Origin of the sequence: Nocardioides sp. NPDC051685 (assembly GCF_044453405.1) — a bacterium.
Lineage (GTDB): Bacteria > Actinomycetota > Actinomycetes > Propionibacteriales > Nocardioidaceae > Nocardioides.
Map to the genome: position 1 here is coordinate 120,262 of NZ_JBITCR010000006.1, position 18,941 is coordinate 139,202.

The 18,941-nt window shown below is 68.6% G+C and carries 16 protein-coding genes and 2 tRNA genes; 8 read left to right on the top strand and 10 right to left on the bottom strand.

Annotated elements, in window-relative coordinates; all coding sequences use genetic code 11:
• The first annotated feature begins 2 nt into the window (after nt 1-2).
• The 6 genes from ACIA03_RS18615 to ACIA03_RS18640 all read left to right on the top strand — a co-directional run bounded on the left by ACIA03_RS18615 (nt 3) and on the right by ACIA03_RS18640 (nt 5,424).
• Nucleotides 3-428, top strand: coding sequence for a molybdenum cofactor biosynthesis protein MoaE (locus tag ACIA03_RS18615; RefSeq protein WP_396985152.1), 426 nt, complete (start codon nt 3-5; stop codon nt 426-428).
• Nucleotides 429-463: 35 nt separating this feature from the next.
• On the top strand, nt 464-700 hold the full coding sequence (locus tag ACIA03_RS18620) for a hypothetical protein (protein WP_045551649.1): 237 nt from the start codon (nt 464-466) through the stop codon (nt 698-700).
• A gap of 33 nt (nt 701-733) precedes the next feature.
• The gene (locus ACIA03_RS18625) at nt 734-1,786 is read left to right on the top strand and encodes a PDZ domain-containing protein (protein WP_396985155.1); all 1,053 of its coding nucleotides are present in this window, start codon (nt 734-736) and stop codon (nt 1,784-1,786) included.
• A complete protein-coding gene (locus ACIA03_RS18630; RefSeq protein WP_396985156.1) occupies nt 1,783-2,400 on the top strand; it encodes a PPA1309 family protein in 618 nt (205 codons plus the stop codon). Before ACIA03_RS18625 ends, ACIA03_RS18630 begins: the two co-directional genes overlap by 4 nt.
• Complete coding sequence (locus tag ACIA03_RS18635; RefSeq protein ID WP_396985158.1) at nt 2,397-5,297, top strand: UPF0182 family protein; 2,901 nt, start codon at nt 2,397-2,399, stop codon at nt 5,295-5,297. Before ACIA03_RS18630 ends, ACIA03_RS18635 begins: the two co-directional genes overlap by 4 nt.
• A gap of 53 nt (nt 5,298-5,350) precedes the next feature.
• Nucleotides 5,351-5,424: transfer RNA gene (locus ACIA03_RS18640), tRNA-Met, on the top strand.
• 127 nt (nt 5,425-5,551) lie between these two features.
• Here the strand turns inward: ACIA03_RS18640 and ACIA03_RS18645 are convergent.
• Nucleotides 5,552-6,286, bottom strand: coding sequence for a flavodoxin family protein (locus tag ACIA03_RS18645; protein ID WP_396985160.1), 735 nt, complete (start codon nt 6,284-6,286; stop codon nt 5,552-5,554).
• 241 nt (nt 6,287-6,527) lie between these two features.
• Between ACIA03_RS18645 and ACIA03_RS18650 the strand changes: the two genes are divergently transcribed.
• A tRNA-Met gene (locus tag ACIA03_RS18650) sits at nt 6,528-6,601 on the top strand.
• A gap of 165 nt (nt 6,602-6,766) precedes the next feature.
• Nucleotides 6,767-7,204 (top strand): SRPBCC family protein, encoded by a 438-nt coding sequence (locus tag ACIA03_RS18655; protein ID WP_396985163.1) that lies wholly within the window; start codon nt 6,767-6,769, stop codon nt 7,202-7,204.
• Nucleotides 7,205-7,215: 11 nt separating this feature from the next.
• Here ACIA03_RS18655 and ACIA03_RS18660 read toward each other — a convergent pair whose 3' ends face one another.
• The 9 genes from ACIA03_RS18660 to betA all read right to left on the bottom strand — a co-directional run bounded on the left by ACIA03_RS18660 (nt 7,216) and on the right by betA (nt 18,940).
• A complete protein-coding gene (locus tag ACIA03_RS18660; protein ID WP_396985165.1) occupies nt 7,216-7,995 on the bottom strand; it encodes a hypothetical protein in 780 nt (259 codons plus the stop codon).
• Nucleotides 7,992-8,522, bottom strand: a complete 531-nt coding sequence (locus tag ACIA03_RS18665; RefSeq protein ID WP_396985168.1) for a SigE family RNA polymerase sigma factor — start codon at nt 8,520-8,522, stop codon at nt 7,992-7,994. Before ACIA03_RS18665 ends, ACIA03_RS18660 begins: the two co-directional genes overlap by 4 nt.
• Nucleotides 8,523-8,650: 128 nt before the next feature.
• Nucleotides 8,651-9,595 carry an expansin EXLX1 family cellulose-binding protein gene (locus tag ACIA03_RS18670; protein WP_396985170.1) on the bottom strand — a complete coding sequence of 315 codons (945 nt, stop codon included), beginning with the start codon at nt 9,593-9,595 and terminating at the stop codon, nt 8,651-8,653.
• A gap of 120 nt (nt 9,596-9,715) precedes the next feature.
• The gene (locus ACIA03_RS18675) at nt 9,716-12,028 is read right to left on the bottom strand and encodes a carbohydrate-binding protein (protein WP_396985172.1); all 2,313 of its coding nucleotides are present in this window, start codon (nt 12,026-12,028) and stop codon (nt 9,716-9,718) included.
• A 130-nt stretch (nt 12,029-12,158) separates the two neighbouring features.
• The gene (locus ACIA03_RS18680; RefSeq protein ID WP_396985174.1) at nt 12,159-12,956 is read right to left on the bottom strand and encodes a 5'-nucleotidase, lipoprotein e(P4) family; all 798 of its coding nucleotides are present in this window, start codon (nt 12,954-12,956) and stop codon (nt 12,159-12,161) included.
• 92 nt (nt 12,957-13,048) lie between these two features.
• Nucleotides 13,049-14,041 carry an ABC transporter substrate-binding protein gene (locus ACIA03_RS18685; RefSeq protein WP_396985176.1) on the bottom strand — a complete coding sequence of 331 codons (993 nt, stop codon included), beginning with the start codon at nt 14,039-14,041 and terminating at the stop codon, nt 13,049-13,051.
• A gap of 59 nt (nt 14,042-14,100) precedes the next feature.
• Nucleotides 14,101-16,098 (bottom strand): ABC transporter permease, encoded by a 1,998-nt coding sequence (locus ACIA03_RS18690; RefSeq protein WP_396985178.1) that lies wholly within the window; start codon nt 16,096-16,098, stop codon nt 14,101-14,103.
• Nucleotides 16,095-17,189, bottom strand: coding sequence for a glycine betaine/L-proline ABC transporter ATP-binding protein (locus ACIA03_RS18695; protein WP_396985180.1), 1,095 nt, complete (start codon nt 17,187-17,189; stop codon nt 16,095-16,097). Before ACIA03_RS18695 ends, ACIA03_RS18690 begins: the two co-directional genes overlap by 4 nt.
• Entirely contained in the window at nt 17,186-18,940 is a 1,755-nt protein-coding gene (betA, locus tag ACIA03_RS18700) for a choline dehydrogenase (protein ID WP_396985182.1), read from the bottom strand. The genes ACIA03_RS18695 and betA overlap by 4 nt, the downstream gene beginning before the upstream one ends.
• Nucleotide 18,941: the final 1 nt, after the last annotated feature.

Below are 18,941 nucleotides of genomic sequence, written 5' to 3' on the forward strand. Positions count from 1 at the left end.
CCATGAACGCGGCCGTAAAGCTTCTCGACATCCGGGAGACCCCTCTCGACGTCACCGAGGTGATGGATGCACTCGACGATGACGCCTCCGGCGGGGTGACTCTCTTCGTCGGTCGCGTACGTGACCACGACGGCGGCAAGGGTGTGACGGGTCTCGACTACCAGGCCCACCCGACCGCCCTCGCGCGCCTGACGGAGGTCGCCGAGAAGGTCGCCGCCGACCACGGCGTCGCGGGTGTCGCCGCCGTGCACCGGGTCGGCCACCTCGACATCGGCGACATCGCCGTCATCGTCGCCACCGCCTCCGGCCACCGTGGCGAGGCCTTCGCCGCCTCCCGCGACCTCATCGACACCCTCAAGGCCGAGGTGCCGATCTGGAAGCACCAGGTCTTCACCGACGGCACCGACGAGTGGGTCGGCGCGCCGTGATGCGCGCGGTTGCACCCGCCAAATAGGCTGCGTACGTGGACATCCTGCTCTGGCTCGTACCCTCCGCGGTCATCACCGTGCTGGCGATGGGATGGGTCGCGTTCCTCGGGCGTGAGGGACGCGAGCAGGACCGTGAAGAGGTCGTTCGCCGCCTCGGTGTCGCGCTGAGCAAGGAAAAGACCCGCGAGCGCTCGAGACGGTACGCAGCACCCCAGCCGCCGCCCGACAGGTCGACGGGCGTCGCGGTCCGCGTCAACCGCGATGCCTCTTAGAGGCCAGTTGGTCCCGAATGAGAAGGTGACGCTATGACACAGCGCACCCTGGCCGGTCTTGTCGCCCTGCCGCTCGTGGTCGCCCTGATCGTGATCGCCTGGGTGGTTCCGCTGCCCTACACGATCTACAGCCCCGGGCCGACGGTGAACGTCCTGGGCAAGTTCGACGGCAAGGACATCGTCCAGGTCAAGGGCCACAAGGTCTACCGCAACGGCAAGAAGGCTCAGCTGCGGATGACCACGGTCTCCGAGACCACCCGCGAGGCGACGCTCGGACTCTGGACCCTGCTCGGCGCCTGGATGAGCGACACCGAGGCGGTCTACCCGCGCGAGGTCGCCTACCCCGACCGGGGCACCGTCGAGGACGACCGAGAGGCCGGGCAGGTGCAGATGGCCAGCGCCCAGGACGCGGCGATCGCGGCAGCGCTGACCAAGCTCGGTGAGGACGTCGACGAGGTCTCGGTCGCCGAGGTCAGCAAGGACGCGCCGGCCGCCGGCAAGCTGAAGGCCGACGACGTGGTCACCAAGGTCGGTGACAAGGCGGTCGACACCCCTGAGGAGGTCGTCACCGCGGTGCAGAAGGTCAAGCCGGGCGCGACGATCGAGCTGACCGTCGAGCGCAAGGACAAGACGCTCACCGAGTCCATCAAGACCGGTGAGAAGGAGGGCAAGGCCTTCATCGGCGTCTCGCTGGGAACGACCTACGACTTCCCCTACGACGTCAAGATCACCCTCGATCCGGTCATCGGTGGCCCGAGTGCCGGCCTGATGATGGCCCTCTCCGTCTACGACACTCTCACCGAGGGCCCGCTGACCGACAACAAGAGGATCGCCGGCACCGGCACCATCGACGGCTCCGGCAACGTCGGCCCGATCGGGGGGATCCAGCAGAAGATCCCCGGCGCGGCCGCGGACGGCGCCAAGCTCTTCCTGGTGCCCGCGGGCAACTGCCAAGACGTCGAGGGAGCCGAGAACGGTGACATGCGCCTGACCCGTGTGGAGACGCTCGATGACGCCATCAAGGCCATCGAGACCTGGACCAAGGACCCGAATGCCAAGCTGCCGACCTGTGGGAGCACGAAGTGAACGACACCCCTGAGCCCACGTCCGGGCCCACGCCTGGGCCCACGCCCGAGCTGAGCCGCGGGCTCGACCTGGAGACCGACCCGGCGCTGGCCGCGGCCGTGCTCGAGATCGAGGCCCACGTCGCCAGCGAGGGCTGGGACGGGCCGGCGCGGCTCTTCGCCCTCGTCGACACCGCCGCGCTGGTCAAGGCCGAGCCGGCGCTCGCCACGATGATGGGCCTCGACACCCCCGATCAGGACGGGTCGCTGACCCCGATCGAGCAGGACCAGGTGCCGGTGACGACCCAGCTGGAGGAGGTCCTCCAGACGACCGCCTGGCCAGCCGGGGTCACCGGCTGCGCCGCGGTCGTCGAGCGCCTGGTGCTGCCCCCCGACGCCGACGGCAAGATCCCCGAGGACGCCGAGGCGGCCGCGGAGTTCGCCAAGGCACACCCCGACCGGCAAGAGGTACGCATCGTGGCCGGCGCGACACGTGCTGGTGCCACGTACTGTGCTCTGCGGTTGAAGGCGCACGACGACGACCAGTCGGTCATCGGTGGCGTCGACCTGGTCCCCGAGCTTCTCGAGCTGTTGCGTGGCACTCTCGAGGAGAACCCGGAGGGGGACGAATCATGAGCCTGTTCGACGACGACGACCCGGCGCAGGCGCCGGCGCGCACCCAGAGCACCGGCCGCAACCGATGGCTGGCGATCGCGGCCGTCTCGGTCATCGTGCTCTTCTTCGGCATCAGCGCCTTCGCCGCGGTCTACACCGACGCGCTGTGGTACGACGCGATCGACTTCAGCAGCGTCTTCGGCACGGTCTTCTGGACGCGTACGGCACTCTTCGTCATCTTCGGTGTGCTGATGGCGATCATGATCGGGCTGCCCGCGGCGCTCGCCTACCGCACCCGCCCCTACTTCCATCCGGCCGACGACATCGGCGGCCTGGACCGCTACCGCGACGCGATCGCCCCGATCCGCACCTGGCTGCTGATCGGCATCGCCGGTGTCTCCGGGATCTTCGCCGGCTTCTCGGGCTCCGGCCACTGGCGTACGTACCTGATGTGGCGCCACGGGCGTGACTTCGACAAGACCGACGCGTTCTTCAAGAAGGACATCGGCTTCTACATCTTCGACCTGCCGTGGTGGCACTACCTGGTCAACTTCGCGCTGACCGGGCTGATCCTCGGCACCTTCGGCGCGATGATCGTGCACTACGTCTACGGCGGGATCCGTCTCACCGCGCAGCGCGACCGGTTCACGCGGTCGGCGCAGGTCCAGCTCAGTGCCATGTTCGGGTTGATCCTGCTGGTCAAGGGGCTCGACTACTGGGTCGACCGCTACGACCTGGTCAACGGCTCCGGGCCGCGCCTGGACGGGATGACCTACACCGACCAGCACGCCGTGCTCCCGGCCAACCAGATCCTGCTCGCGATCGCGGTGATCTGCGGCGCGCTGTTCCTCTTCAACATGTGGCGGCGCAGCTGGCAGCTGCCGTCGATCGCGATCTCGCTGTTCGCGATCTCGGTGCTGCTGATCGGGATGATCTGGCCGGCGATCGTGCAGGGATTCCAGGTCCGGCCGAGCGAGCAGGACAAGGAGAAGCCCTACCTGGCGGCCAACATCAAGGCCACCCAGGACGCCTACGGCATCTCCAAGGACGACCTCGAGGTCACCGAATACACCTCCCAGGCCGAGGCCGACGGGGCCTCGCCCGAGCAGCTCAACGAGACCGCCTCCTCGCTGCCGATCGTCGACCCCGCGGTGGTGCACCGCGAGTTCGAGCAGGTCCAGCAGGGCCGCTCCTACTACTCGGTGCACGAGCCGCTCGACATCTCCACCTACGAGGTCGGCGGCAAGGAGCGGGCGGTCGTGCTCGGCGTACGCGAGCTCAACCAGGCCGGCATCTCCGACTCCGACCGCACCTGGACCAACCTGCACACGGTCTACACCCACTCCAACGGGGTGATCGCCTCCTACGCCAACATGCGCGGCGCCGACGACAAGTCCGAGTCGAGCCAGATGCAGTGGGCCGAGGGCGACCGCACCGGCCAGCACGACCTGACCTCGGGCCAGGGCGAGTTCCAGGACAAGGTCTACTTCGGGGAGGACTCGCCGGAATACTCGATCGTCGGCAAGGCCGGCAAGGGCGCCGCGGTCGAGCTCGACTACAACTCCGAGGACGGCGAGACCCGGACGACGTACGAAGGTGCCGGCGGTGTCCCGATCGGGTCCAACTTCCGCCAGCTGATGTACGCCATCCAGTTCGGCTCCACGAACTTCCTGCTCTCCTCGCGCGTCAACGAGAACTCCGAGATCCTCTACGACCGCTCCCCGAAGGAGCGGGTGCAGAAGGTCGCGCCGTGGCTGACGCTCGACGACGACGTCTACCCGGTGATCGTGGGCGGGCGGATCCAGTGGGTGGTCGACGGCTACACCACCACCGACCGCTACCCGCAGGCCGCGCGCGACTCGTTCGCCTCGATGACCGACGACGCCACCCAGACCTCGGCCGGGGTGCAGACGCTGCCGACCGACGAGATCAACTACATGCGCAACGCGGTGAAGGCGACCGTGGACGCCTACGACGGCACCGTCACCCTCTACGAGTGGGACGAGGCGGACCCGATCCTGCAGACGTGGGAGGCGGCCTTCCCCGGCACCGTGATGCCGAAGTCGTCGATCCCGAAGGAGCTCATGGAGCACCTTCGCTACCCCGAGGACCTCTACAAGGTGCAGCGCTACCAGCTGGCGCGCTACCACGTCTCCGACCCGGACGTCTTCTTCTCCGGCAACGAGCGCTGGGCCGTCCCCGAGGACCCCAACGACGACAACCACCAGCAGACGCCCTACCGGATGTTCCTCGACGACGGCTCGGGCACCGCGCGCTGGTCGCTGACCTCTGCCTTCGTGCCCTACAACCGCCCCAACCTGGCGGCGATGATGTCGGTCGACTCGGACGCCACCTCCGAGAACTACGGGAAGATCCGGATCGCCACCGGCTTCCCCGACGACACCCAGGGTCCGGGGATGGTCTCCAACGAGTTCCGTACGGACAAGGCGATCGCCGACGAGGTGGCCTCGTTCAACCGCTCCGGATCCGCGCCGGTGTGGGGCCAGGTGGTGACGTACCCGACGGCGAAGAACGGCATCCTGTACGTCGAGCCGATCTACGCCCGCCGAGCGACCGCCTCCACCTCCGGCTATGCCCAGCTCGCCTTCGTGCTGGTCTCCTACGACGGGCGGGTCGGCTACGGCTCGACGCTGAGCGAGGCCCTCGAGGTCGCGCTCACCGGTGCCGCGCCGACGCCCCCGACCGCGTCCGACCCCGACGAGGATCCGGCCGAGACCACCCCGCCCTCCTCCGGTGACTCACCGCGCGAGGTCGGCCAGCTCCTCGAGGACGCCCGTGCCCTGTTCGCCCAGGCCGACGAGGCCGGCAAGGCCGGCGACTACGCCGAGCGTGAGCGGCTCATCGCCGAGGCACAGGACAAGGTCGACCAGGCCGCCGAGCTCATCTCGGGTGGGTGAGGACTACACCGATTTGGGTTCCGTTCACCCCGCGTGTAATGTTCTTCTTGCGACGCGGGGTGGAGCAGCTCGGTAGCTCGCTGGGCTCATAACCCAGAGGTCACAGGTTCAAATCCTGTCCCCGCTACTCCGAAGAAGAAGCCCGGACCATCAGGTCCGGGCTTCTTCGATTTCTGGGGCTGACCTGGAGTTCTATCGGTTATTCCATACGCGTCTCGATCTACTCCACCGACCTCGTGGGCGACCATCGCGAGTCAGCGGTATTCGGGGTTCGTGAAGCCGTAGCGAGCCCCGGCGTCCCAGCCCGCGCGCTGGTTGCCGTAGGCAGGGAAGCCGCCCGCGTCCTTCAGCAGCGACGCCAGGTGCATCAGGTTGTAGGTCATGAAGGTGGTGTTGCGGTTGGTGAAGTCGTTCTCCGGGCCGCCTGATCCCTCATCGAGGTACGACGGCCCTGGCCCGACCTCGCCGATCCAGCCGGCGTCGGCCTGAGGCGGGATCGAGTAGCCGATGTGCTGCAGGCTGTAGAGCACGTTCATGGCGCAGTGCTTGACGCCGTCCTCGTTGCCGGTGATCAGGCAGCCGCCGACCCGGCCGTAGTAGGCGTACTGGCCGGCCGGGTTGAGCTCGCTGGAGCAGGCGTAGAGCCGCTCGATGATTTGCTTCGTGATCGAGCTGTTGTCACCCAGCCAGATCGGCCCGGCCAGCACCAGGATGTCCGCGGCCATCACCCGCCGGTAGATCTCGGGCCACTCGTCGCTCTCCCAGCCGTGCTCGGTCATGTCCGGCCAGACGCCGGTGGCGATGTCGTGGTCGATGGCGCGGATCGTCTCGGTCTCGACGCCATGGTTTCGCATCACCCGGGTGCTGATGTCGATCAGACCCTGAGTGTTGCTGATCTCGGGCGAGCGCTTGAGTGTGCAGTTGATGAAGACGGCCCGCAGGTTCTCGAAGCGTGGGGCGTCGCTGTCGGTCGCAGCGGTCTCGGTCATGAGTCGGCCCTCCGATAGATGGTGAGGTGGTCACGTGTCCGTCCTGGAGACGATGGCCCGGTGAGCAAGAGCACATACCTGTTGCGCGGGATCAGCAAGGCTGTCCGGGCGAAACACGCGGAATTGGTGATCCTCGGTTCAGGCTGCGCCGGAGCGGCACGGGCCGGACGCTGTCGTTCATCGATGTCGGTCGTCCCCGATTTGGGTTCCGTTCACCCCGCGTGTGATGTTGTTCCTGCGACGCGGGGTGGAGCAGCTCGGTAGCTCGCTGGGCTCATAACCCAGAGGTCACAGGTTCAAATCCTGTCCCCGCTACTCCATGGAATGAGCCCGGACCATCAGGTCCGGGCTCATTCGATTTGGATGGACGTGCTCCCCGCGAAGCCGGTCGGCAAGCTCGACAAGAAGGCGCTGCGAGCGGTGACGCCGACTCACGGCTGAACCCTGGGCGATCACCCGATTTCGGGGGACGATGGGGGCATGGGCGTCGACGTGCAGGTGGAGACGACGATCAGCCGTACGCCGGCGGAGGTGTCGGCGTACGCCGGTGACCCCGGCAACGCCCCGAGCTGGTACGCCAACATCCGATCGGTCGAGTGGCGTACGGAACCACCGATGCGGGTCGGGTCCCGGATGGACTTCGTCGCCCAGTTCCTGGGGCGCCGGCTGACCTACACCTACGAGGTCGTCGACTGGGTGCCGCAGGAGCGGCTCGTGATGCGTACGGCGGACGGGCCGTTCCCGATGGAGACGACCTACACCTGGGAGCCCGCGGGAGAGGGCGGCACCCGGATGACGCTGCGCAACCGCGGCAACCCGTCCGGGTTCGCCCGTATCGCCGGGGTGGCGATGGAGCGGGCCATGCGGCGGGCGACGACCAAGGATCTGGCCCGGCTCAAGGGGATCCTCGAGGCCTGATCGGACCGTCGTCACCGGGTCGAGGCGAACCCTCCCCAGACTGCGATGGAACCGCCTGGGCTCTGGGCGTCGACGTGGTAGCTGTCGCGCTCGGCAGGGCGGACGCCGGTGGCATGGTTGTACTGGCCGGCGAACACGTGCTGTCCGGTCGGCATGGTATGGCCCGGCTTGAGGGCCCAGCGGTAGACCAGCGCACCGCCGGACTCCTGAACGGTGACGGTGAAGTCGTCGCTCGGCAGGGTCTGCCAGTTGCCGGTGTTCCGCACGTCGCCGGTCTGGGCGATGCGCAGTTCCACGGTGACCGAGGTGAGCGGCTTGGTGGTCTCGAGGGTCAGGTTGTTCTGAGCCCAGTAGATGGTGCTGTGGGGGTCCAGTGAGCCTTCGGACCACAACGGCCCGTTCCTGACCCGGCTGTCGTCGGACGGAGCCGGGCGCGCGCTGCCCGAGGTGGGGGCCGGGGTCGGGACCGGATCGGTCGTGGTGGGGCGGGCTGATGGCGTCGGAGCGGACGTAGCGGTCGCGGACGGAACCGTCGGAGCGGGCGCGGTGTCGGGCAGTAACGGAGCTCCGCCGATGGCGGCGACAGCGACGGCGAGCCCACCGGTCGCCAGGGTGCCGGCGGAGACGAGACCGACGATCGCCGCCCGGGGCCATGACCTCGCGATCGAAGGTGTGCGGTGCCGGACACCGGGGTCGGCCGCGCCGCGCTCGACGCGCGCCAAGATCCTTGCGCGGTTGGGCTCGTGAGCCCTGGCGCTCTCTCGCAGCCGCCGGCTGATCTCGTCGTTCACCGGTTCCTCCCACGTGCCGCCAGTTCGCCGACCGTTCCTGTGCCGAGTAACCGCTCCAGCTCGGCCATCCCCTTCGACGTCTGGCTCTTCACCGTACCGACCGAGATGCCCAGCGCAGCGGCGGTGTCCTTCTCCGACAGATCGAGGGCATGGCGCATGACCACGCACGCCCGCTTGCGGAAGGGCAGTCGGGCGAGCGCGGCTCGCACGTCCAGCATGACCGCAATGTCCGGCCCGTCCACCTGTTCCGTACCGAGGGACCAGAACAGGGTCACTCGCCGTCGCTCGCGTACCCGTCTCCGGATCCGTTCCCGCGCGAGATTGGCCACCACGCCACGGGCGTAGGCGACCGGGTGTTGCGCTGCTCGCAGCCGGTCCCAGCGATGCCACAAGGCGACCAGCGCATCGGCGGCGAGGTCGTCCGCCGCGTCCTTCTCGCCGGTCAGGAGGTGGGCAAGACGGGCCAGCTCGGCGTAGTGGCGTTCGAAGAAGTCGTGGAACTCTGCGGACGGGTCGTCGGCGAGCATCTCCCGCGGTTGCCCTCTCCCTGCGATGTGCGCGTTAACAATCGGCCCGAGCGTAGCAGCGCCCCTCGCCCGCAGCCGGACGGCGATCACCCGCGGAGGGGAGTCCTGACGTTGGACGGGCGCCACGGTCAATGCCGGGTGAACTGGACCCCGGTCGGCTGCGCGACGTCCGGTTCGATGGCGATCCCGCGGATGGTCAGCCGCTCACCGTAGATGTCGGTGACCCTGATCGCTCTACTGCATCCGTTGCCGTCGGGAGCGAGGAAGTAGTTGTAGTCGGTGCGGTGCAGCTTTCGCCAGCCGTTGGCGGTCCGGACATCGAGTGCGGCCACCGGGTTGCGGTGGCCGATCACCTGGATGCCGCACCAGTACGGACTGGACCCGGTCTTGTAGCGGATCGAGATGGCGCCGGCCTTGGAGGGGCTCAGCAGCTTCCAGGTGATCGGGAGCCGGCCGACGGAGAGGTCGGCGAGTCTGGCGAACGCCTGTTGGCTGAGGTCGATCTGCCCGGGCGCGCAGGGCAGCGGGCACTCGTTGACTATCCGCACCGTGACGGAAGCCCCGTTGGCGGCGCGGACCCGCACGTACGCTCCGCATGCTTTGGCCGTCTCGTAGTCGGTGTGGTTCATCGCCGCGACCATGAGGTCGTCGGACGGGCCGTAGAGACAGGCGCCGTTCCCGTCCCCCGCCTCGTACGCGGTCGCGACGCCCCGGTAACGGGTGGCGGGCCTGATCCGTCCAGCCAACGACCCGGTGGACCCAGCCGAGTCCGCGCGCGGCCTGCTGGCGGCTGACGGCGTTCGGGTACCGCGGGGCGAGGGCAGTGGGCTCGCGATCGGCGACTGCGCCGGTGTGATGGTGGCGTCGGGCGCAGCGGTCGGAGAGCCGGCCGGGTCGCTCGCCGGCGCAGCGGTGACGGACTCGTCGGCGGTACGCCGGGTGTCAGCGCCGCCCCCGAGGAGCATGGCGGACAGGCAGACCACGACCCCGACGGCCAGCAGCGCCAGCGGAATGCCGATGATCCGCGGGTGCCTGCGCAGCGGCTGCGCCGCGCTGTGCTTCGTTGTCCTCATGTCCATCCGTTCGGTAGATCGATTCGACGTTCGACAGCACGGTTGCCGCCGGGGCCGAAAAGGTTGCCGCCCCGGGTCAGACTGCTGGCAGGCTGACCCGGGGCTCAACGGGTTGCGGGGTCAGGACGGGTCGCCGTACTGCAGACCGCGTCCGTTTGTGCCGATGTAGACACGGCCGTAGGTGTCGGGGTCGCCGGTGATGACGCCCTGGCTGCCGATGGCGCCCCACTGGTGGGCCTTGTCGTTGACGCGGGTCCATGTCGCGCCCTTGTCGGTGGAGCGGAAGACTCCGGCGACGTCCTTGACGGTGCCGATCAGGTACAGGGCCTGGTACGAGGCACCCGGCTTGGCCTTGCCGAAGCCGAGGGCGGAGGCGGACTGCACCGTTGTGAGCGTGGTGAAGCTGCGGCCGCCGTCGGTGGAGTGCAGCAGCCCCTTGCCGCCGTCGGCGATCCACAGGTCCCCGGCGATGCCGGGCACGGCCGTGAGCCGGCCGGAGGGCAGGTTGCCGGCGCGGGCGGTGAAGGTCGCGCCACCATCGGTGCTGGCGTAGAGCGTGCCGCCGGACAGGGAGTAGAAGGTCTTGGCCGAGGAGCGGTCGGCGACGACCACGGCGTCGGCGCCCAGGCCGCCGACCCTCGACCAGCTCGTGCCCTTGTCGGTCGAGCGGTACGGGGCTTGACCGGCCTCGGTCCAGACGATGGCGGAGCCGTCCGCCGCGAGTGCGACATGGCCGCTGTCGGCGCTGCCCACCGGCTCTGCTCTGAAGCCGTTCCAGCTGCGGCCGCCGTCGGTGGAGTAGGCGCCGTCCTGGTCGCCGCCACGGCCGACGCGGACCATCATCGAGGGCTTGGACTGGGCGAAGTCGATGTCGGTGCTGTTGGCCATCAGCGGGTTCTTCAGCCGCCCGGCGGGCACCTTCGTCAGGGAGTCGGCGTACCGGAAACCGCCTTGGTCGCCCATGGAGGTGATGAGGGTGGCGCCGCCGGGCGGAGCGATCGCGTCCAGCAGCGCGGTCTCCTCCAACCCCCGGGCGCCGGCGCTCCAGTGGCTGGTACGGCCGCTGTCGGTGGCGTTGGCGTCCTCGCTGCGCCAGATGCCGTTGCCGGTGCCGTACAGCACGTGCCCGGAGTCGAAGGGATCGATGGCCAGGGCGGTCATCCAGTGCCCGATGCCGGTACCGACGTACGGGGCGGCGGAGGCGTTCCGCACGGACTTGTCGGCCAGCGCTTTCCAGGTCCTGCCGCCGTCGGTGGTCCGGTAGATCTCGTCCTCGGGCCACCAGCGGTCGAGGGTGGTGACCATCACCGTGGACGGCTTGCGCGGATCGACGGCCAGACCGGAGAACCCGTAGCTGCCCTTGGAGGGGGAGACGTCCTTCCAGCTCCCGCGGGTCGGCGCGTACCTCCATACCGAGCCCGCCGTCACGCCGTTGGGGCCGAGGGCGTTGGTGTAGGTCAGGTACAGCGAGCCGTCACCGGAGACCACGCCGTGCTGCGGCAGCTGGCCGGTGGGCTGCCCGGAGACGGCCTGCCAGGTGCGGCCGCCATCGGTGGAGCGGTACAGGGAGGTGGACGAGTCGCCGACGCCGACGTAGATCGTCTTGCTTCCGGCGGGGCCGTACGTCACGAAGGAGACGCCCCCGCCGCTGCTCGCTCCGTCCTTGACGGGGAACGACGAGACCTGACGCCACGTCACGCCGTAGTCGGTGCTGCGCCACAGGCCGTTCTTGCGGCTGCCCAGCAGCAGGGTGCCGTGGTTGGCCGGGTCGACCACGAGCCGTTCGCCCGCCCCACGGCCGTCCTCGTTGCCGCCGACCTTGAACGGCAGATCGGTGCGCTTGAAGGTGCGGCCCCGGTCCGTGGAGCGCAGGATCGCGCCGTTGCCCGCCCAGTCGTTGGTGTAGGTGCCCGCCATGAGGTAGAGCCGCTTGGGGGCGACGGGGTCGGTGGCCACCGAGTCGATGCCCAGCAGGTTCCAGTCCTTCTCGCCGACCCAGTCGGTCAGCGGGATCCACCGCTCGGTCGCGGCGTCCCAGCGGTAGGCGCCGCCCATGTCGGTGCGCGCGTACAGCAGACCCTTCTCCCGGGGGTTGAACACCAGCCCGGTGACGTAACCGCCGCCCACCACCTCGGCGTTCCTCCACCTGTACGATCCGGACCCAGCCGTCTGGGGCGCGGCCGACGCCACCAGCTCCTGCTGCTGGGCGCTGATGCCGTCGGCGGTGGAGGTGCCGTTGTCATCGAGCACCTTGCCACTGCGCACGGAGGTCTGCTGGTTGTCGGCGCTGCCCTCGACCGTCGTGGACGGCGAGTCCTCCTGCGCGAACACGAGGCCTGGCGCGACGACGGCGGGCACGCCGACCAACAGACCGGTGGCGATCCAGCGGCGGCGGTGACGCCCGCGGCGCGCGCGGGGCGTGGGGTTGTTCATGGGGGATGTGCTCCTTGCATGTCATTCACCGGAGGAGGGCGAATCAAGGCGACGAAAGTGGCCTGGATCCGCCCTCTAGTGGTCACCGGCTATGCAAAGGGTTGCCGCGGCTCGGGATCTTTTTCTGAGATCAGGAGAGCGGCTTGTCCCAGGCCTTCAGCGGGGACTTGCGCCAGCTGCCGTAGGTCGCATTGGGGAACATGACCCAGTCGCGGCCGAAGTGGCCGGCGTACCGGGCGACGAGCTCGGCCTGCCGCTCAGGGGTCGCACCGTCGAAGTCCGCGTGGAAGTCGGGCAGGCTGTCGCCGAGGAGCAGCACGACCTCGTGGTCGGCTGCCGCGACCTGGCGCCGCTGCTCCTTCGTCGGACCGTAGAGCAGCACCTGGTCGGAGTTGACCTGAGGCAGCCCGAGGTCGCGCAGGGTGGTCATCGTCGAGGCTTTGTTCTCCTCGAACCGGTCGGAGATGTAGTAGATCGTCACGTGGTGCCGGTCGGCGTACCGGAAGAAGTCGGCGGCGCCCGGGGTCAGCGTCGGGTGACCGTTGACCTCCCAGTCCGACCAGGTGTCCCAGGTCGTGTAGGTGTGGCAGGCCTCGAGGTCGCGGGCGAGCAGCGGGCTGTTGTCGAGGACCGTCTCGTCGAGGTCGGTGACGACGGCGAGGTCGCGCTCGGAGGGGTGATCGGCGATCGCCTTGCGCAGGCGACCCTGCGCGATGCTCCACGACTGGAGCTGGGCCGCGGCGGCGTGGGCCGACTGCTGGTAGCGGATGCCCATGGCGTACTCGCGCACGGGACAGCTGTCGTCGGCCGTGGTCGCGCTCGTGGTCGCGTCCGTGGTCGCGGCCGACGACCCGGTCGGCGAGAGCAGCGTCAGCGAGACGACGGCCGCGCCGGCGAGCAGGGCGGTGGTCAGGGATGCGATTCTCAAGGTTCCTCCTGGTGGGCGATGGGAGATGCGTCCGGGTATGCGACGGCCCGGCCACCGGTCGGTGGCCGGGCCGTCGTTCGTGCAGGCGGCGGTCAGTTCTTCAGCCAGGCGTCGACCTTGTCGGGGTTGGCCTCGACCCACTTCTTGGCGGCGTCGGCGGGGTCCATCTGGTCCTCGGCGATGTACTTCGCGACCAGGTTCTGGTCCTCGTTGGTCCAGGTGAAGTTCTTCACCAGGTCGACTGCGCCGGAGCCGGACTCAGCCCACGAGGTGGAGACGACCTTCTTCAGTTCCGTCTCGGGGTAGTCGCAGGCGACCTTGGCCGGCACGTCCTGGCAGCCCTCCGTGTACGGCGGAAGCTTGACGGCCTCCAGAGGCACCTCGGCGAACAGCCACTGCGGCTCGTAGAAGTACCCGATCAGGAACTTCTTGTCCGCCTCGGCCTTCTGGAACGCCTGGATGGACGCTGCCTCCGAGCCGGAGAAGACCACCTTGAAGTCAAGCTTCAGGTTGTTGACGATCGCCTCGTCGAACTGGACGTACGACGGGTCCGCTCCGAGGAACTGGCCCTTGCCGCCCGACTCCGAGGTCGCAAACTGCTTGGCGTACTTGTTCAGGTTCTTGTAGTCGAGAATGTCGGGGTGCGCCTTGGCCAGCCACGGCGGGACGTACCAGTGGATGATTCCCACGTTGCCGTTGGGGCCAAAGTCGGTGGCGCTGCCGTCACCGCCCTTGTCCTTGACGAACTTCTTCTCCAGGTCCGGGTGGCCCCAGTCCTCGATGACGACGTCCACGGCACCGGTGCCGAAGCCCTGCCAGGAGACGTCCTCCTTGAGCTCTTTGTAGTCCACCTTGCAGCCGAGCTCGCTCTGAGCGACATAGCCGACGACGTAGGCGCTCGCCTCGTAGCCAACCCAGGGGTTCACGGCGATGTTCAGGTCGCCGCAGTTCCCCGAATCGGCAGCCTTCTTCTCGTTCTCTTTCGTCTGTTCGGCGATTGATCCCGAGCCGCACGCTGAGAGCGCGAGGGCCGCACACGACAGCAGCGCTGCCAGGCTGGCCCCTCTACTTCTGGACAACTTCACTTCATTCCTCCTGGGGTTGGGTCACGCGCTCTTGCGGTTGCTCGAGGCGGTGGCGCAGCTCAGCGCGTCGGCTGGCTTCTTTCGGCCGCAGCCCGGGTGATGCGGTCGATCAAGATCCCGAGCAGGACGATGGTGAGGCCGGCTGCGGCGCCCTTGCCCCACTCCTCGGAGCGCGAGAATCCAAGGACGACGTCGTAGCCAAGCGCACCGGCTCCGACCATGCCGCCGATGACGGCCATCGCCAGCACGTAGAGCAGGCCTTGGTTCGCGGCCAGCACGAGCGAGCCGCGGGCCATGGGCAGCTGCACCTTGGTGATCTCCTGCCAGGTGGTGGCGCCTGTCGAGCGGGACGCCTCGATCGTGCCCGGCGAGACGCCCTTCACGCCGTCCGCCACCAGCTTGATCGCCGCGGGCGCGGCGTACACGACGCCCGCCACGATCGCGGTGAAGCGGGTCGGCCCGAACAGCGCGAGGACCGGGATCAGGTACACGAACGGCGGGATCGTCTGACCAGCGTCGAGGAGCGGCCTGAGGATCAGGTCGACGCCGCGGCGGCGGGCCATCCAGACGCCGAACACGAGCGCCAGCACCATCACCATCGCCGTGGCCACCAAGGTCATGTTGAGCGTGATCATGGCGTCGTGCCAGAGATCGAAGTACCTGATGCCGGCCAGGCAGACCACCGCGGCCAGGAAGGCGCGCCGCCCCCCGACGATCCAGGCCAGGGCGAGGATCGCCAGCCCGGTGAGCCACCACGGCGATTCGGCGAGCAGCGACTGCATCGGGTTCAGGACCACGTCGCTGGTCAGGTTCTTCACACCCTCGGTGAAGCCACCGAAGGTGGCCGTCACCCAGCCCACGAAGCTGTCGACCCGCTCCGACAGCCACGGGCCCCATGTCGTCGCGGGGAACTCCGCCGCCCAGGCGTAGGTGCGGGAGAGGTAGGTCAGTACGAGCGCGACGAGGGCAGCGGCACCGAGTACGACACGGCGGGCGGTCGCGTTGCCACCTCCACCGCGCGCCAGCAGTTCGCTGCGCTCGCTCGCGGCGGTCGTGGTGCGGTCGAGCATCACGGCCATCACCACGATCAGCATGCCGGGCACGAACGCGTCTCCGACGTTGTTCTTGACCAGGGCGTCGAGCACCGGCTTGCCGAGCCCAGGGCCGTCGACGTACGACGCGAGGGTGGCCATCGAGAGCGCCGCCATGATGGTCTGGTTCAGGCCCACCACGATGGTCTTGCGGGCCAACGGCAGTTGCACCTTGAGCAGTCGCTGCGAGGCAGTCTGGCCGGCGGCGTCGGTGGCCTCGATGGTGGTCTCCGACACCGACCGGATGCCATGTCCGGCGATCCTGATGATCGGCGGGAGCGCGTAGACCAGCGTGGCGACGACGGCGGCCGAGGCGCCGATGCCGAAGAAGAGGACGATCGGCAGCAAGTAGACGAAGGTCGGCATGGTCTGCATGAGGTCAAGCAGGTTGGACAGCACGGTGTTCGCGATCTTGCTGGTCCCGACCCACACGGCGAGCGGCAATCCGATGATCACCGAGGCTGCGACCGCGACGAATGTGACGATCAGCAGGTCGATCGAGTCCGACCAGTAGCCGAAGATGCCGAACGAGAGGAAGGAGAGACCGACGAGGACGGCGGTCCGCCAGCCGGCGATCGCCAGGGTCACCCACGCCGCGAGCCCGGTGACGCCGAGCCAGCCGACTTGCGGCACCGGTCGCGGGAAGTCCGGCACGGACACCATGCGCTGCAGCCAGTCGACCGCGTTCGTGAACCACTCACCCAGCCCGTAGGTGAACTGGATCACCGGGTTGGTGTCACGGCTGCCCAGGACGCTGTCGCGGAAGCCGGTCAGGGTGTTGTGCAGGTCGGTGTGCTCGCGACCAGGCAGCACCAGGGTGTCATTGCCCTTGGTGAATGCCCAGATGGCCACCCACGTCACCAGGACACCGAGCCCGAGGACCCAATGGGGCAGTCGGAACTGGTTCTTCTCGGGAGGGGCGCCAGCCGACGTCACGGAGGATGGACGCTCGGCCACGTCAGTCATCGAGCAACCTCCTCTTCGGCGACCACGGCCCGGAGGATCGCGTCGTCGTCGACGATGCCGACGAGCTTGCCGTCATCGACCACCCGCACGGGATGCTCGGAGGCGAGAGCCGCACGAGCGGCCGCCCGGACGATGGTGTCGGAGGTCATCTCCGGGCCTTCGAGCGAGTCGCCGGGCTCCGGGTCGCGCATCACCCACTTGAGCGTCAGGACGTGGGAGCGGGGCACCTCGCTGACGAAGTCCGCCACGTAGTCGTCTGCCGGGTGGGCCACGATCTCCGCGGCCGTGCCGCACTGGACCACTTCTCCGTCGCGCATGATGAGGATCCGGTCACCGAGCTTGATGGCCTCCTGGAGGTCGTGGGTGATGAAGACCATCGTCTTGCCGACCTCGTGGTGCAGTCGCACGATCTCGTCCTGCATGTCGCGCCGGATCAGCGGGTCGAGCGCCGAGAACGGCTCGTCGAAGAAGAGCACTTCCGGATCGACGGCCAGGGCGCGGGCCAGGCCCACACGCTGCTGCATGCCGCCGGAGAGCTGGTCGGGGAAGGAGTTCTCGACGCCCGCCAGGCCGACCAGGTCGACCATCTCCTGGGCCCGCTTCCGCCGCGCCGCCTTGCCCTCGCCGCGGACCTCGAGGCCGTAGGCGATGTTGTCGATGACCTTGCGGTGCGGCAGCAGGCCGAAGTGCTGGAAGACCATCGCCATGTGCCGGCGACGGAGGTCGCGCAGCTTTCCGGCCGGCACGGAGGTGATGTCCTCGCCGTTGATGACGACCCTGCCCGCGGTCGGCTCGATCAACCGGTTGAGCATGCGGACGAGCGTCGACTTGCCCGAGCCGGAGAGGCCCATGATCACGAAGACCTCGCCGGGCTGGACCTCGAAGGAGATGTCCTTGACCGCGGAGACGCAGCCGGTCTTCGCCTGGAGCTCCTGCCGCGTCAGTGACTGGTCGGCGGTGCCGATGACCTTGTGGGCCTTCGCGCCGAAGATCTTCCACAGCCCCTCGACCTTCAGGGCGGGGCCGCTGCTGTCACCGGCGTCGACCAGGCCGGTGCCCTGGTCGCGCGTGTCGTCGGTCTGGATCGTCATGCTCGCTCTCCTGCCGTGGCGGTGGTTGCCTTCTGCCCCGGGGTGGCCTGCTCCGGCTGGAGCGGCGTACCTGCCCGGTAGTTGTAGAACGGCGCCTCCGACGGCGGCAGCGGGGTCTTGCCGAGGATCAGGTCCGCTGCCTTCTCCGCCACCATCATCACGGGGGCGTAGATGTTGCCGTTGGTGACGTAGGGGAAGACGCTGGCATCGCAGACCCGCAGGCCGTCGGTGCCGTGCACCTTCATCGTCAGCGGGTCGGTCACAGCCATCTCGCCGGTGCCCATGGCCGCGGTGCAGGACGGGTGCAGCGCGGTCTCGGCGTCCTCGCGGACCCACTCGAGGATCTCCTCGTCGGTCTCCACGGACGGTCCGGGCGAGATCTCCCCGTCGTTGTACTTCGCGAACGCCGGCTGGTTGAGGATGTTGCGGGCCACCCGGATCGCCTCCACCCACTCCTTGCGGTCGGTGGGCGTCGAGAGGTAGTTGAACTGCATCGACGGATGCACACGCGGGTCCTTGGACCTGATGCGCACCCAGCCGCGGGTGTCGGCGTACATCGGGCCGATGTGGACCTGGTAGCCGTGGCCCTCGGTCGGGCTGCTGCCGTCGTAGCGGATCGCGATCGGCAGGAAGTGGAACATCAGGTTGGGGTAGTCGACGTCCTCGTTGGAGCGACAGAAGCCGCCGCCCTCGAAGTGGTTGGTCGCACCGAGGCCCTTGCGCTGGAAGAGCCACTGGAAGGCGATCTTGGGCCGCTGGTGCCAGGCCAGGCCGGGTGCGATCGAGACCGGCTCCTTCGAGGCGTACTGGATGTAGACCTCGAGGTGGTCCTGGAGGTTCTCGCCGACGCCGGGCAGGTGGTGGACGACGGGGATGTCGTGGGACTCGAGGAGCTCGCGGTCCCCGATGCCGCTGAGCTGGAGCAGCTGCGGGGTGTTGATCGCGCCGCCGCAGAGGATCACCTCGCCGGCGTGGACGGTGTGCCGGCGGGCGGCGCGGCCGACGCCGCGGGTGTATTCGACTCCGGTCGCGCGAGGGGTGTCGCCGGTGGTGTCGAAGAGGATCTTCTCGGCGAACGCGAAGGTCTGGACGGTGAGGTTCGAGCGCTTCTTCGCCGGGTGCAGGTAGGCGCGGGCGGCCGACCAGCGGCGGCCCCGCTTGACGTTGCGGTCGAAGGGCGCGAAGCCCTCCTGACGGTAGCCGTTGACGTCGTCGGTCAGCGGGTAGCCGGCCTCCTGGACCGCGTCGAAGAACGCCCCGAAGAGGGGGTTCTCGCACTTGCCGCGCTCGAGATGGAGCGGGCCGTCGCCGCCGCGCCATGCGTCGGCGCCGGAGCTGCCGTCAGCCAGGTGCCGCGCCTCCATGCGCTTGAAGTAGGGCAGGCAGTGGGCGTAGTCCCAGGTCTCCATGCCCGGGTCGGAGGCCCAGCGCTCGTAGTCCAGCGGGTTGCCGCGCTGGAAGATCATGCCGTTGATGCTGCTGGAACCACCGAGGACCTTGCCGCGGGCGTGGTAGACCTTGCGGCCGCCCATGTGCGGCTCCGGATCGGTCTCGTACTTCCAGTCGTAGAGCTTGCTGCCGATCGGGAACGGGAGCGCCGCCGGCATGTGCACGAACGGGTCGATCTTGTAGTCGCTGTGCCCGGCCTCGAGCACCAGGACTCGGTGGGCGGGATCCTCGCTGAGGCGCGCGGCCAGGGCGCTGCCCGCCGAACCGCCGCCGACGATCACGTAGTCGTACTGCTTGTCCATC